Here is a 14935-nt window from a genome sequence, read left to right as displayed (position 1 = left end):
GGCGGGCGGCTCGGGGGGCACCGGCAGCCCGGCCATGGCGCGCACGACCCGCAGCCCTTCCTGAAGCTGGAAGTCGGTCGTGGGCTTGGTCGGGTCGTATTCCGGCCAGTTGGCGGGCGGCTGCGCCGGGATGGTCTTGGCTATGGCGGGCAGGTCGGTGCGCGTGGGCGGCTGGGCCGTGTTGCCGCCCCGGTTCTTGATGATGTGGGCGAGATCGGCCTCGTGAATGCTGTAGCCGCTATCATCATGCGCCTCGCGCACGGGAATGTCGGGGATGATGCCCAGCCCCTGGATGGACCGGCCCGACGGCGTATAGTAGCGCGCCGTGGTCAGGCGGATTGCACCCTCGCCGGGTATGGGCAGGATGGTCTGCACCGATCCCTTGCCGAATGTCTTCTCGCCCAGCAGCACGGCGCGCTGGTGGTCCTGCAGCGCACCGGCCACGATTTCACTGGCCGAGGCCGAGCCGCCATTGATCAGCACCACGATCGGCAGGCCGCCGGTAATGTCGGCATTATGCGCATCCCAGCGCTGGCTGTCCTGCGCATGGCGGGCGCGGGTGGAGACGATCTCGCCACTGCGGATGAAGTCGGAGCCCACGTCGATCGCCTGTGTCAGCAGGCCGCCGGGGTCGGAGCGCAGGTCGATGATCAGGCCCGCCATCCTGTTATGGGTCTGGGCCTGCAGCTTCTTGTAGGCCGCCATCAGGCCGGACTGCGTTTCCTCGTTGAACTGCGCGATTCGGATATAGCCCACATTGTCATACAGCGCGGACTTTATGACCTGCAGCGGAATGATGGCGCGCGTGAGCGTGACGATGACGGGCTTGGGCGTCTTTTCACGGATCAGGGTCAGGGTGATGCGCGTATCGGGCTTGCCGCGCATGCGGGTCACGACCTGATCGAGCGGCTGGCCATCGATGTTCTTGCCATCAATCGCCACGATGAAGTCACCGGGCTTGATGCCTGCGCGCGCGGCGGGCGTGTCATCAATGGGGGAGACCACGCGCACGTGTCCGTCCTCGCCCTGCACTTCGAGGCCGAGGCCGCCAAACGAGCCCTTGGTCTGGACCTGCAGGTCGGAGAACTGCTTCTCGGTCATGTAGGAGGAGTGCGGGTCCAGCCCGCTCAGCATGCCGTTGAGCGCGTTGGTGATGAGATCGCGCGTCGAGACCGGCTCGACGTAATTGGCCTTCACCTTCTCCAGCACGTAACCGAACAGGAACATGAGCTGTTCGATTTCCTGGGGGGAGTTGTCATCCTTCGAGACTGCATCCGCCGCATGGGCCATGGGGGCGAGGCCGCCCCACCTGCTGGCTGAGTAGTGGGCAATCTGCGGGGCCGCCACGATCCCTGCAAGAAAGGCGCAACCGATCAGCAGGCCATTACGGAATTTCATGCGTCGTTGTCTCCTGGGTGCCCGCCGCCATGCTCCGGCAGGCCTGCACGTAATCTTCGCGTTGCGTTGTAACGTGGTCTTGCCCATCCGTCACGGGTCGGTAGCATATACCGAACCTGCGTGGGGATAAAACCGCCTTGCGCGCCATTACAGGTATGGCGCCGGGTTGACCGTGCTCCCCCCGTGGCGCAGTTGCACGAACAGGGTGGGCCGCGCGCCGCTGCCGCTCCATTGCGGCATCTGGCCCACCGCCGCCCCGTGGCTGACCTGCTGGCCCGCGGCCACCGCGATCTCGCCCAGGCCCGCCAGCACGAAACGGTAATGCTTGCCACAGTCAAGGATCATCATCTGGCCATAGGTACGGAATGGCCCGGCAAAATCAATGCGCCCCGTGCATGGCGCGCGCACGCTGGCGCGCGAGGGGGGCGCGTAGGTGATGCCGGTGGCAGGCCCGCTTTCGGTCGGGTGGCCCCAGGCGGTCAGCACCGTGCCCGCCACGGGCGCGCCCGCGCTGGCGTTGGCGGTGCTGATGCCGGGGCCGGCGCCATCGGCCATTTCATGCGCCTGGCGGCGGGCGGCGGTGGCGGCCTGCATGTTATGCGCGCGCTCGGCGGCGCGGGCGGCCTGTTCCAGGTTTTTTTCGGCCTGATCCTCGGTTTCCTCGATGCGGGTGATGGCGTCCTGCACGCTTGAGGCACGGCGGGCGGCGTCTTCCACCGCCTGGGTCGCGCTCTGGGCTGCGGCATTCGAGCGCTGCTGGGCCTCGAGGGCGGCATGGGCCGCGCGGTTGACCGTATCGCGCTGGGTTTCGCGCTGGGTTACCACCTGGCGCATCTGCTGCTGCTGGCTGGCCAGTTCGCCATCAAGTGCAAGCAGGCGGGCGCGGCGGTCATGTATGGCGCGGGCCTGCCGGGCGATGTCGGTCATCATGCCATGCACCACCAGCAGGCCGGTCACGGCGCGGTCGGCTGGCAGCGGCACGGCCAGCAGGGTGTCGGCGGGGTAGAGCGACAGGCGCTCGGCCAGTGGCAGCAGGGGGGCGAGGCGGGCGACCTGGGCTGCAAGCTGCTGGCGAAGGGCGGCCTGCTCGGCATGCAGGTCCTTGATACGGTCATCAAGGTCGGCGGCCTGCTGCTCGGTCTGTTGCAGCCGGGCGGTGGCATCCACCGTGGCGGCGGACAGGCTGGCGGCTTTCTCGGCATCCGCACGGGCCTGTTCACGCGCCTGCTGCTCTTCCCTGCGGCGGGCCTCGAGGTCATGGGCCTGCTGCTGCTCGCGCGCCAGCAGGGTTTCATGTGCTGTGCGCGCGGCCTCGAGTTGCTGGCGGATGCGCTGCTCGCTGGCCGTGGCGGCATGGGGTGTGGCGTGCGTGGCATGACCCGCGCGGGCATGGGCCGTGCCGCCCCCCGCATGGGTGGATACGGCCCCGGCCGGTGCATGGGCTGCGCATAAAAACACGAACCCGCTGGCCAGGCGGACCGGCCAGCGGGCCTCAGGGTGCAGGCGTGGTGTCAGGATGGCGCAGGCCCATCAAGCAGCGAGCGCCCGGTCATGGCGGCGGGCTGGGGCAGGTGCATGAGTTGCAGCAGCGTGGGCGCCAGATCGGCCAGGCGGCCATCATGCAGCCCCACGCCCCGTGGGCCACCGGCCAGCACCACGGGCACCACGTTGAGCGTGTGGGCGGTATGGGGGCCATTGGTTTCGGGGTCGAACATGGTTTCCGCATTACCGTGATCGGCGGTGACCAGCAATGCGCCGCCTGCGTGTTCGATGGCGCTGGCAATGCGGCCCAGCCCGGTATCGACCGCCTCGACCGCCTTGATGGCGGCGGCCAGCACGCCGGTATGGCCCACCATGTCGGCATTGGCGAAGTTGAGCACGATCAGGTCATATTTGCCGCTGCCGATCGCCTCGACTGCGCGGTCGGTCAGTTCGGGGGCCGACATTTCGGGCTGGAGGTCATAGGTCGCGACTTTGGGGGAGGGCACCATGATCCGGTCCTCGCCCGCAAGCTGCGCTTCGCGCCCGCCATTGAGGAAGTAGGTGACATGGGGGTATTTTTCCGTCTCGGCCATGCGCAGTTGCTTCAGCCCTGCCGCACTCACCACATCGCCCAGCAGGTCGTGCAGCGCCTCGGGCGGGAAGAGCACGGTCATCAGTTCGGCCAGCCGGTCGCTGTAGCGGGTCATGCCGGTGACGGCGGCCAGATTGACGAGCTTCGTGCGGGTGAACCCTTCAAAACCCGGTTCGAGCAGCGCATCGAGCAACTGGCGGATGCGGTCGGCGCGGAAGTTGAAGCTCAGCACCCCGTCGCCATCGCGCATGCCGCCATATTCGCCAATGACGGTGGGGATGACGAATTCATCGGTGGTGCCCGCCTCATAGGCCTTGTCGAGCACGTCGAGCGCATCGCCCGCATGCGGGCCTTCACCGGCCACGATGGCGTTGTAGGTCTTCTCCACCCGCTCCCAGCGGCGGTCGCGGTCCATGGCGTAATAGCGGCCCGACACGGTGCCGATGCGCGTGCCCTCGGGCAGGGCCGAGAGCAGCCTGCACACATAGCCGTGCCCGGATTGCGGGGCGGTGTCGCGGCCATCGGTAAAGATGTGCATGGTCACCGGCACGCCCGCCGCGCGCACGATGCGGGCGAGGGCTACCGCGTGGTCCTGGTGCGCATGCACGCCGCCGGGCGAGACGAGGCCCATGAGGTGGCAGGTGCCGCCGGTTTTTTTCAGCGCGGCAATGAAATCGTGCATCACCGCGCTGTTCGCCACCGTGCCATCGGCCAGGCCCGTGCTGATGCGTGGCAGTTCCTGCATGACCACGCGGCCCGCGCCGATATTGAGGTGGCCAACCTCGGAATTGCCCATCTGCCCGTTTGGCAGGCCCACATCCTCGCCACAGGTCTTGAGGAAGGCGCGGGGGCCGGTCGCCCATAATTTATCAAAAGCGGGGGTACGGGCGGCCCTGACGGCGTTATTGGCGTCATCCTCGCGCCAGCCGAATCCATCAAGCACCACCAGCATGACGGGGCGGGGGGGCCTGTTCACCGATTCATGGTCGTTCATGGGGTTATTTTCTCCCTGTTTTATTTTGTATGGCATGATGCCCTAAAAGCGTTCAGCGTCAAATGCCTCTGTAGCCAAAGGAAGGAAGCAGCCATGTCTGATCCCGCAAGCAAGGGGGCCGCCGCATGCGGCTGCCTGAGCCCCGAGCAGTTGCGCATCATGCGCGAACACGGCACCGAGCGCCCCGGCTCCAGCCCGCTGAACAATGAAAAGCGTGCTGGTGAATATCGTTGCGCGGATTGTGGCGCGCCGCTGTTCCATTCCGCCGCGAAATATGAAAGTGGCAGCGGCTGGCCCTCGTTTTTCGAGGCCATACCCGGCGCCGTGGGCACCACCACCGATACCAGCCACGGCATGACCCGCACGGAGGTGCACTGCGCGCACTGCCACGGGCATCTGGGCCACGTGTTTCCCGACGGGCCGCCGCCGACCGGGCTGCGCTATTGCATGAACGGGCTGGCCCTGACATTCGTGCCGCGTGACGGTGCCGCCTGAAGCAGGCACCGGGAGAAAGTTTTTGGTGAAGCTTTTTTCAAAAAGCTTCGAAGAAGGCCGCCTTTGTGAAAAAGGCGGCCCCCGAAAACTTTCATGACTGTGTATAAGGAATGAAGATGACCGAGCCTGCCCCCCCGCATGATGCGGGTGTTGTTGTTGTCGATCACCCGCTGGTGCAGCACAAGCTGACGCTGATGCGCGAACGCCAGACCTCGACCGGGGAATTCCGCAGGCTGGCGCGTGAACTTAGCCTGCTGCTGGGCTATGAGGCGATGCGCGACCTGCCGGTTGAGCCGGTTGAAATCGACACCCCGCTCGAGCGCATGGAGGCATGGCGGCTGGCGGGCAAGAAGCTGTGCCTTGTTTCCATCCTGCGCGCGGGCAATGGCATTCTTGACGGGCTGCTCGACCTCGTACCCTCGGCGCGTATTGGCCATGTGGGGCTGTACCGCGACCCCGAAACGCTGGAGCCGGTCGAATATTACCTCAAGCTGCCCGATGATGTCGGCAACCGCATCTGCCTTGTGGTCGACCCCATGCTGGCCACGGGCCACAGCGCCGTGGCGGCCATTGACCGGCTGAAGCAGGCCGGGTGCAACAGGATGGTGTTCGTATGTCTGCTTGCCTCGCCCGAAGGGGTGGCCTGCCTGCGCCGCGCGCACCCCGATGTGCGGATCGTGACCTGCGCCATTGATCGCGGGCTGGATGAGCACGGCTATATCCGCCCTGGCCTGGGCGATGCGGGTGACCGGCTGTTTGGTACGAAATGAAACCCACGGAGCTATATATGCTGCCCTGCAGGTCTGTGATTTTAAGCAACGGTTTAAAAATAATTCATTGATAAAAAATGATAAAAGTTTTTGGGTGCCGTCTTTTTTCAAAAAGGCGGCGTTCTTCGAAGCTTTTTGAAAAAAGCTTCACCAAAAACTTTTATCTTCTGTTTTGGGCGCCCGCGTCAGGCGCGGCGCACGATATAGGTCTTGGCCAGTTCGGCCTCGAGTGCCCTGGCATGTTCGGGGTCACGCGCCTCGATCATGACCTCAAGCTCGGCAGCCTGCACGCTGGGCGTGGTGAACAGGCGCTGGTGCGAGACCTCGATGATGTTGCCGCCCTCATCGCCAATCTTGCGCGAGATGTCGGCCAGCACGCCGGGGCGGTCGGGTATTTCCATCTTCAGGCATAACAGTCGCCCGTCGCGCAGCAGCGAGCGCAGCAGGGTATTGGCCAGGATGCGGCTGTCGATATTGCCACCCGTAATGGGCAGCGCCACGCGCTTGCCCCGGAACAGTTCGGGATAGGTCAGCACGGCGGCCAGCGCCGTGGCGCCCGCGCCTTCGCTTACCTGCTTGGCTCCTTCGGCCAGCATGGTAATGGCCGTTTCAATCGCACTTTCAGGCACGACCAGCACATTTGATACGAGTTCACGAATGACCTCGAGCGGCTGGCGGCCGATCTGCAGCACTGCAATGCCCTCGGCAATGGTGGCGCCGCCCGGCGGCATCACCTCATCACCGGGGAAGCCTGCGAGCGAGGAATAGTTTTCCACCTGCACGCCGATGATGTCCATGCCCGGCTGGAGCGCCCGCCCGGCCACGGCGCAGCCTGAAAGCAGGCCGCCGCCGCCAATGGGGCAGACAAACGTATCGAGCGGGCCTGCATCCTCGAACAGTTCGAGCGCAAACGTGCCCTGTCCGGCCATGACCTCGGGGTCGTCATAGGGGTGCACGAACACCCTGCCTTCGCGCTGGCACAGCATGTTGGCATGTGCCGTGGCCTCGGCAAAGTTGTCGCCTTCCAGCACCACGGTGGCCCCCCACGCGGCCGTGCGCGTGACCTTGGCGGCAGGGGTGAAGCGCGGCATGACAATCACCGCGTCAATGCCCAGCAGCGAGGCATGGCGGGCAACACCCTGGGCATGGTTGCCCGCTGATACGGTAATCACGCCGCGTTCACGCTCGGCCGGGGTCAGCAGGGCAAGCTTGTTGGCCGCCCCGCGCTCCTTGAACGAGCCCACCGCCTGCAGGTTATCGAGCTTGAGCACGATATCCGCGCCGATCGCGCGCGAGAGGGTCTGGCACGGTATGGTAGGCGTGTGCAGTACGCGCCCCTTTATCCGCTTTGCGGCAGCGGTGATGTCTTCAAGCGTGATCACGGGTTCATGGCCTAGCCGTAGGTAACTTCCAGGATTTCGTAGGTCCGGTCGCCGCCGGGGGCGGGCACGGATACGCTGTCGCCCACGCTCTTGCCAATCAGCGACTTGGCCAGCGGCGAGGAGATGGACAGGAGCCCCTGCTTGATGTCGGCCTCGTACACGCCCACGATCTGGTAGGTGGCTTCCTTGTCGGTTTCCTCATCCACCAGTTTCACGCGCGCGCCGAACTTGACCTGGTCGCCCGAGAGCGAGGCCGGATCGATCACCTCGACGGAGGAGACGATTTCCTCAAGTTCCTGGATGCGGCCTTCGGTAAAGGACTGGCGTTCGCGGGCTGCATGGTATTCCGCGTTTTCCGAAAGGTCGCCATGGCTCCGCGCTTCGGCAATGGCACGTATGATCGCGGGGCGTTCTTCACTCTTGAGCTTGCGCAGTTCGTCTTCAAGCCGTTCGAGCCCGGGGGCTGTCATCGGAAATTTCTGCAAGGTTTGTCCCCGAGGTGAAGGTCAGTTTGCGCAACTGACGGTTGGTTGCTGTGTCCGGGCGTATTGCCTGTAATACGACGCGGGCAGCCTGCCAGCCCAGGGACCAGCAGACCACCCGCGTCGTGGCGATGCGCTCAGAATGATCCCTTAAAATAGGATTGAAGCGGCGCGACTTCAAGAACCCCCTCGCGCATGGCCGAAATGGCATGCGTCGCGGCCCGCGCCCCCGCAATGGTGGTGTAGTGCGGAATGCCGTGGGTGAGTGCGGAGCGGCGGATGTCAAAGCTGTCGCTGACCGCCTGGGCACCCTGGGCGGTGTTGATGACCATCTGGATCTCGCCCGAGCGGATGGCATCGACACAGTTGGGGCGGCCTTCGAGCACCTTGTTGATCACGTCCACCGCAATGCCGGCCTCACGCAGGTATTTGGCGGTGCCGCGCGTGGCCACGACCTTGAAGCCCATCTCGACCAGCAGGCGGCCGATCGACTTGGCGGCCGCCTTGTCGCTATCGCGCACCGACAGGAACACCGTGCCCGAAAGCGGCAGCTTCACGCCCGCTGCAAGCTGCGACTTGGCGAAGGCACGCTCGAACGAGGCATCAAGCCCCATGACCTCGCCGGTCGAGCGCATCTCGGGGCCAAGGATCGTATCCACGTCGGGGAAGCGGTTGAAGGGGAAGACCGCCTCCTTCACCGCCACATGCGGGGCGACGGCGCGGTCATCGAGCCGGAACTCGGCCAGCTTCGCCCCCGCCATGACCCGCGCGCCGATCTTGGCCACCGGCACGCCGGTCGCCTTGGCCACGAAGGGCACGGTGCGCGAGGCGCGGGGATTGACCTCGAGCACGAAGATCTCCTGCCCCTTGATCGCGTACTGCACGTTCATCAGCCCCACGATGCCGAGTTCACGCGCCATGGCCTCGGTCTGGGCCTTGAGTTCGGTCACGATGGCGGGCGAGAGCGTGTAGGGCGGCAGCGAGCAGGCGCTGTCACCCGAATGGATGCCCGCCTCCTCGATGTGTTCCATCACGCCTGCCACATAGACTTCCCCGCCATCGGCAATGCAGTCCACGTCGGCTTCGATCGCATCGTTCAGGTAGTGGTCGATCAGCACCGGGCCATTGGCCACTTCAGCGCCCGCAAGCTGGAGTGCTACGCGCATGTAGCGCTGCAGGCTGGCGCGGTCATGCACGATCTCCATCGCGCGCCCGCCCAGCACGTAGGACGGGCGGACCACGACGGGGTAGCCGATCTTCTCGGCCACGGCCTCGGCTTCCGCCGGGCTGCGGGCAATGCCGTTGGCGGGCTGGCGCAGGCCAAGCTTGTGCAGCATGGTCTGGAAGCGCTCGCGGTCCTCCGCGCGGTCGATCGCATCGGCCGGGGTGCCGAGCAGGGGAATGCCCGCGGCCTCGAGCGCGCGTGACAGCTTGAGCGGGGTCTGCCCGCCATACTGCACGATGCAGCCCAGAACCGTGCCGTTCTCCTGCTCGCGGCGGATCAGGGCGATCACGTCCTCGGCGGTCAGCGGCTCGAAATACAGGCGGTCCGACGTGTCATAGTCGGTCGAGACGGTCTCGGGGTTGCAGTTGACCATGATCGTCTCGAAACCGGCCTCGCGCAGGGCATAGGCGGCATGGACGCAGCAATAGTCGAACTCGATGCCCTGGCCGATACGGTTCGGCCCACCACCAAGGATGACGATCTTCTTGCGGTCGGTCGGCCTGCTTTCGCATTCCGGCACGCCGTACCCGCCTTCATAGGTGGAATACATGTAGGGCGTGGGGGAGGCGAACTCACCGGCACAGGTGTCGATGCGCTTGTACACAGGGGTCACACCCCGGCCTTCGCGCAGCTTCGCGATCTCATCGGCCTGCGTGCCGGACAGGCGGGCAAGCTGGATGTCGGAGAAGCCCATGGCCTTGAGTGCGCGCAGGCTGTCGGCATCCTCGGGCAGGCCGTCACGCACCACCGCGTGCTCGGCGGCCACGATCTTGGCCAGCTCGCGCAGGAACCACGGCTCGAAGCGGCAGGCATCGTGAATGTCTTCCACGCTCAGCCCCGCGCGCAGGGCCTGTGCCGCCATGAGGATGCGCTCGGGGCGCGGCTGCGAAAGCGCTGCGCGGAAGGCATCCGGCCCGCCATCGCCCGGTGCCTCGACCGGGTCCAGGCCCGCCAGCCCGATTTCCATCGAGCGCAGGCCCTTCTGCATCGCCTCGGGGAAGGAGCGGCCAATGGCCATCGCCTCGCCAACCGACTTCATGCTCGTGGACAGCAGCGCAGGCGTGCCGGGGAACTTCTCGAACGTAAAGCGCGGGATCTTGACCACCACGTAATCGATCGTGGGTTCAAACGAGGCCGGCGTGCTGCCGGTAATGTCGTTGGTCAGTTCATCAAGCGTGTAGCCCACCGCCAGCTTGGCTGCGATCTTGGCGATGGGGAAGCCGGTTGCCTTGGAGGCAAGTGCGGAGGAGCGCGACACGCGCGGGTTCATCTCGATCACCACGACGCGGCCATCGGCGGGGTTGATGCCGAACTGCACGTTCGAGCCACCGGTCTCCACCCCGATCTTGCGCAGGCAGGCCAGCGACATGTCGCGCAGGCGCTGGTATTCCTTGTCGGTCAGGGTCAGGGCAGGGGCCACGGTGATGGAATCGCCGGTATGCACGCCCATCGGGTCGATGTTCTCGATGGAGCAGATGATGATGCAGTTGTCAGCCGTGTCGCGCACGACCTCCATCTCGTACTCCTTCCAGCCCAGCACGGATTCCTCGATCAGGACTTCCGTGGTGGGGGAGGCATCAAGCCCGGAGGTGACGATGCGGTCGAATTCCTCCCTGTTATAGGCAATGCCGCCGCCCGAGCCGCCCATGGTGAAGGACGGGCGGATGACCGAAGGCAGGCCCACGGTGGCAAGGGCTGCGCGTGCTTCATCCAGCGTATGGGCGATCAGGCTGCGCGGGCTCTCGATGCCGATCTCGTCCATCGCCTCGCGGAATTTCTGGCGGTCCTCGGCGCGGTCGATCACCTCGGCATTGGCGCCGATCAGCTCGACATTGTGCTTCTTGAGGAAGCCGGACTTGTCGAGCGCCATGGCGGTGTTCAGCGCCGTCTGCCCGCCCATGGTGGGCAGGACCGCATCGGGCTTTTCACGCAGGATGATGCGCTCGACGAATTCCGGGGTGATCGGCTCGATATAGGTCGCATCCGCCAGCCCCGGATCGGTCATGATCGTGGCTGGGTTGGAGTTGACCAGAATGACGCGGTAGCCCTCTTCCTTCAGGGCCTTGCAGGCCTGTGCGCCGGAATAGTCGAATTCGCACGCCTGGCCGATCACGATCGGGCCGGCGCCAATAATCAGGATGGAGCTGATGTCTGTCCGTTTGGGCATGTCGGGTCGGCTTTCACGCGGTCTTGGTTGTGGTGTCGATCAGGTCGACAAAACGGCGGAACAGGTAGTGGCTGTCTGACGGGCCGGGGCTGGCCTCGGGGTGGTACTGCACCGAGAATGCGGGGTAGCGGCTGGTGGCGATGCCCTCGTTCGAGCCATCGAACAGGCTGGTATGGGTGGCGCGCACGTCGGCGGGCAGCGACGTGTCATCGACCGCAAAGCCGTGGTTCTGGCTGGTGATCTCCACCTTGCCGGTTTCGAGGTCCTTGACCGGCTGGTTCGCCCCCCGGTGGCCACGCGCCAGCTTGTAGGTCTTGGCGCCGAGGGCGAGGGCCAGAAGCTGGTGGCCCAGGCAGATGCCAAATACCGGCTTGCCCGCCGCGAGCACGCCCCTGATGGCGGGCACGGCATAGCTGGCGGTTGCCGCCGGGTCGCCCGGCCCGTTGGACAGGAACACGCCCGCGGGGTCGAGGGCGAGGATTTCCTCCGCCGTGGTGGTGGCAGGCACCACGGTCACGTCACAGCCAGCCGTGGCCAGGCAGCGCAGGATGTTGCGCTTGGCCCCGTAATCAACGGCCACCACCTTGCGGCGCTTCGCGGGCAGGGGGGCGGTGCCGTGCGGCCACTGCCACACGCCCTCGCTCCACCCGTAAGGCTTGGCGCAGGTTACTTCACGCGCCAGGTCCATGCCCTCCAGCCCCGGCCAGGCGCGGGCCTGTGCCAGCAGGGCAGGCAGGTCGAACTTGCCGTCCGCCGGGTAGGCCACGATGGCCGTCTGCGGCCCGCCCTCGCGGATGCGGCGCGTGATGGCACGGGTGTCGATGCCGCAGATGCCCGGTACGTTCTGGGCTTTCAGCCACGTATCGAGCGATTCGGTCGCGCGCCAGTTGGCGGGTGCGGTCAGGTCTTCCTTCACCACCAGCGCGCGGGCGTTGATGGCGGTGGCTTCATCATCCTCCGGCGTGGTGCCGGTATTGCCGATATGGGGGAAGGTGAAGGTGATGATCTGGCCAGCAAAGGATGGGTCGGTCAGCGTTTCCTGGTAGCCGGTCATGCCGGTGGAAAAGCAGATCTCGCCCAGCGCGCGCTCCGTGCTGTACGCGCCGAATCCGCGCCCCCACAGGATGGTGCCATCGGCCAGGATCAGGGCGGCTGTCGCAGCTTTGGGCCTCTCGGCCGGTGCGATCGGGTTTGACGTGCTCATCGGGGGCTCCGGTCGGTCGGATTCTGTGGCGGGTTGCAGGTCGGACAGTGACAGGCCGGTCGCCCGCAGCACGGTGGTCCAGTGCTTGGGCGGAATGGCGCGGGCCTGCCGCCATTTGCGAATGGCCTCGGTGCTGACGCCGGTCAGCTTCGCGGCCTGTTCGGCCCCGCCAAGGCGTTCGATAATGTTTTCTATCGTCATCGGCATTGGATGATGTCCCTTCCGGGAGTATTGCCTAACAGCGTCTCTGGTAATTGGGAAGAAAATTCCCACATGGCCTTATACCGAGACATTGGGAAAATTATTCCCGGCATGCAAGGGGGCATCGTGCCCTCCCGCCGGGCAGAGGAGTTGACAGTCATGTCCCTGCGCGCACGTTTCATGGATGACCTGAAAACCGCCATGAAGGCTGGCCAGAGCGAAAAGGTCGGCACCATCCGCATGATTACGGCAAAGCTGAAGGATGTCGATATCGCAGGCCGCGCCAAGGGCGAGGACCAGGTGAGCGATGAGGCGGTGATTGCCATGCTGCGCGGCATGATCAAGTCCCGCACGGAATCGGCAGCGATGTACCTCAAGGGTGGCCGCCCCGAACTGGCCGAAAAGGAAGAGGCCGAAATCGCGATCATCCGCGACTACCTGCCCCCCGACCTTGATGACGCCACTCTCGAGGCCGCCGTGCGCGAAGCGATCGAGCGCACCGATGCCACCTCCATGAAGGACATGGGCAAGGTCATGGCAGCGCTGAAGGAGCAGTTTGGCGCGGCACTGAACCCGGCCAGCGCCTCGCCCGTGGTGCGCGCGCGGCTTTCGGCCTGATCGCGCCGGAGGTCGTGTAACGATGGCGCTTGACCCCGCATTCCTTGACGAACTGCGTGCCCGCACGCCCATCGCCCCCGTGATCGGGCGGCGGACCAAGCTGGTGCGCTCGGGAAAATACTGGAAGGCGTGCTGCCCCTTCCACGGGGAAAAGACGCCATCATTTTACGTGTATGATGACCACTACCACTGCTTTGGCTGCCAGGCGCATGGCGATGTCATCACGTTTGTCATGCAGAGCGAGGGCCGTTCCTTCCCCGAGGCGGTGGAGGAACTGGCCACGGCGGCGGGCATGGACATGCCAAGGCCCGACCCCGTGCAGCGCGAACGTGCCGAGCAGGCCCGTACGCTGGGCGATGTGCTCGAGGCCGTGCAGCAGTCATGGCAGCGCAGGCTATATGAACCCGAAGGGCGCGACGGGCTGGCCTACCTGCACGGCCGTGGCCTGACGGATGACACCATCGCTGGCTTCGGCCTGGGCTGGTCGGGTGCCGGGCGGGGCGAACTGGTGGCCGAAATGGCCAAACTCGACATAACACCCGCCATGCTGCGTGATGCGGGGGTAATGCGCGCCGATGAAAGTGGCACGCCGCAGCGCGAGCTGTTCTTCAACCGCGTGACCTTTCCCATCCGCGACCGGCGCGGGCGGCTGGTCTCGTTTGGCGGGCGCATTCTGGGCGATGGCCAGCCCAAATACCTCAACGGGCCGGAGACCGCGCTCTTCTCCAAGCGGCGGGTGCTGTTCGGCCTCGACCGCGCGCGCGAGGGCGTGCGTGGCAGCGGGGCAGGGGCCGAGCTGCTGGTGGTTGAAGGCTACATGGATGTGATCGCACTGCACCAGGCAGGCTTTCATGGCGCGGTGGCGCCGCTGGGCACGGCGCTCACCGCCGAGCAGCTCGAGGCGCTGTGGCAGGTCGCACCCGCACCCGTGCTGTGCTTCGATGGCGATGGCGCGGGCCAGCGCGCGGCGGTGAAGGCGGCGGAGACCGCGCTGCCGCTGCTCAATGTCGAGCGCACGCTGCGCTTTTGCACCCTGCCCGAGGGCGAGGACCCCGACAGCCTCGTGCGCCGCCACGGCAGCGCTGCCATGGCCGCCATGATCGAAGGGGCGCGCCCGATGGGGCAGGTGCTGTTCGGGCTGATGAGCGAGGGCGTGCGCGACCCCGGCCCCGAGCAGCGCGCGGCCCTGCGGCGCAGGCTCGTGGCGGTGGCGGCCCTCATACCCGACAAGACGCTGGCCGCCGAATACCGCTCGACCCTGCTCGACAGTTTTTTCCAGACCTTCCGCCGTGATGGGCGTGGCGGCACGAAACGGGTGGCCGTGGCCACGGCGCCGGTTGCCCCCATGGCGGCCGACCTGCAGCGCCAGTGCATTCTCAGCGCCATCCTGCTTGAGCAGCCCAGCGTGCTCGACGCGGTGCAGGATGCCTATTGCAGCCTCGAACTGCCCGCCGACCTCGCCGCCCTGCGCGAGGAACTGCTCGACCTGTATGACAGCGGGGAGGCGTTGCCCGATGCGGATGAGCTTGCCGCCCGGCTCGCCGCCGCCGGCCTGGCCGATGTGCGCCAGCGCGTGGAGGCCACGCGCGGGCGGCGCGGCCAGGCTGCGGATGCCGACCTGTTTGACACCGACCCCGTGCAGGCGTGGTGGCATTTCTACGGGCTGCTCGACGTGGAGCGCTTCGCCGCCGAACTGCGCGCCGATACCGAGCGCCTGTGCGCGGGCACGCCGGACGAGGCGCAATGGGACAGCCTGCGCACCCGCCTGCTTGCCCTCGACGCCCTGCGCCGCGGCGGTGACGAGGATGAGGAATGAGGCTGAAAATGGGCCGATTGAATGAAATGGCGCCCGCGTGCCCTTGACTTCGGCCATGTTATCGACCACCTGCACCAGACAAATGCAGATGAAAACGGTATGATTGGCC

Annotated in this window: 11 protein-coding genes; 4 read left to right on the top strand and 7 right to left on the bottom strand. The window is 65.9% G+C overall.

All coding sequences use genetic code 11. From position 1 onward, the window contains the following. From HNW77_RS12585 to gpmI, 3 genes are all read right to left on the bottom strand, one after another. Window positions 1-1398 (bottom strand): S41 family peptidase (locus HNW77_RS12585; protein WP_172158062.1); only part of this gene is annotated, 1398 nt, incomplete at its 3' end. Window positions 1399-1545: 147 nt separating this feature from the next. Beyond that, window positions 1546-2871 (bottom strand): murein hydrolase activator EnvC family protein, encoded by a 1326-nt coding sequence (locus tag HNW77_RS18080; protein ID WP_187353255.1) that lies wholly within the window; start codon window positions 2869-2871, stop codon window positions 1546-1548. 38 nt (window positions 2872-2909) lie between these two features. Continuing rightward, window positions 2910-4466: a 2,3-bisphosphoglycerate-independent phosphoglycerate mutase gene (gene gpmI / locus HNW77_RS12575; protein WP_172158059.1), complete on the bottom strand. Its 1557-nt coding sequence runs from the start codon at window positions 4464-4466 to the stop codon at window positions 2910-2912. Between the two features lie 93 nt (window positions 4467-4559). Here gpmI and msrB point away from each other — a divergent pair, with 93 nt between their 5' ends. Further along, window positions 4560-4961 (top strand): peptide-methionine (R)-S-oxide reductase MsrB, encoded by a 402-nt coding sequence (msrB, locus tag HNW77_RS12570; RefSeq protein WP_172158058.1) that lies wholly within the window; start codon window positions 4560-4562, stop codon window positions 4959-4961. A 110-nt stretch (window positions 4962-5071) separates the two neighbouring features. Beyond that, the gene (upp, locus tag HNW77_RS12565; protein WP_172158056.1) at window positions 5072-5731 is read left to right on the top strand and encodes a uracil phosphoribosyltransferase; all 660 of its coding nucleotides are present in this window, start codon (window positions 5072-5074) and stop codon (window positions 5729-5731) included. Between the two features lie 185 nt (window positions 5732-5916). Here the strand turns inward: upp and HNW77_RS12560 are convergent, their stop codons facing one another. The 4 genes from HNW77_RS12560 to carA all read right to left on the bottom strand — a co-directional run bounded on the left by HNW77_RS12560 (window position 5917) and on the right by carA (window position 12398). After that, window positions 5917-7113 carry a threonine ammonia-lyase gene (locus tag HNW77_RS12560; protein WP_172158054.1) on the bottom strand — a complete coding sequence of 399 codons (1197 nt, stop codon included), beginning with the start codon at window positions 7111-7113 and terminating at the stop codon, window positions 5917-5919. A gap of 11 nt (window positions 7114-7124) precedes the next feature. Continuing rightward, a complete protein-coding gene (greA, locus tag HNW77_RS12555; RefSeq protein ID WP_078524521.1) occupies window positions 7125-7598 on the bottom strand; it encodes a transcription elongation factor GreA in 474 nt (157 codons plus the stop codon). 134 nt (window positions 7599-7732) lie between these two features. Next, window positions 7733-10987: a carbamoyl-phosphate synthase large subunit gene (carB, locus tag HNW77_RS12550; RefSeq protein ID WP_172158053.1), complete on the bottom strand. Its 3255-nt coding sequence runs from the start codon at window positions 10985-10987 to the stop codon at window positions 7733-7735. Between the two features lie 13 nt (window positions 10988-11000). After that, window positions 11001-12398 carry a glutamine-hydrolyzing carbamoyl-phosphate synthase small subunit gene (gene carA / locus HNW77_RS12545; protein WP_172158047.1) on the bottom strand — a complete coding sequence of 466 codons (1398 nt, stop codon included), beginning with the start codon at window positions 12396-12398 and terminating at the stop codon, window positions 11001-11003. A gap of 153 nt (window positions 12399-12551) precedes the next feature. Between carA and HNW77_RS12540 the strand changes: the two genes are divergently transcribed. Further along, window positions 12552-13010, top strand: a complete 459-nt coding sequence (locus HNW77_RS12540; RefSeq protein WP_172158039.1) for a GatB/YqeY domain-containing protein — start codon at window positions 12552-12554, stop codon at window positions 13008-13010. A gap of 22 nt (window positions 13011-13032) precedes the next feature. Continuing rightward, window positions 13033-14826, top strand: coding sequence for a DNA primase (dnaG, locus tag HNW77_RS12535; protein ID WP_172158038.1), 1794 nt, complete (start codon window positions 13033-13035; stop codon window positions 14824-14826). The last annotated feature ends 109 nt before the right edge of the window (window positions 14827-14935 follow it).

This window comes from Komagataeibacter melomenusus (assembly GCF_013155395.1).
GTDB lineage: Bacteria > Pseudomonadota > Alphaproteobacteria > Acetobacterales > Acetobacteraceae > Komagataeibacter > Komagataeibacter melomenusus.
The sequence above is the reverse complement of the archived record's forward strand: the minus strand, read 5'-3'. Positions and strand labels throughout refer to the sequence as shown.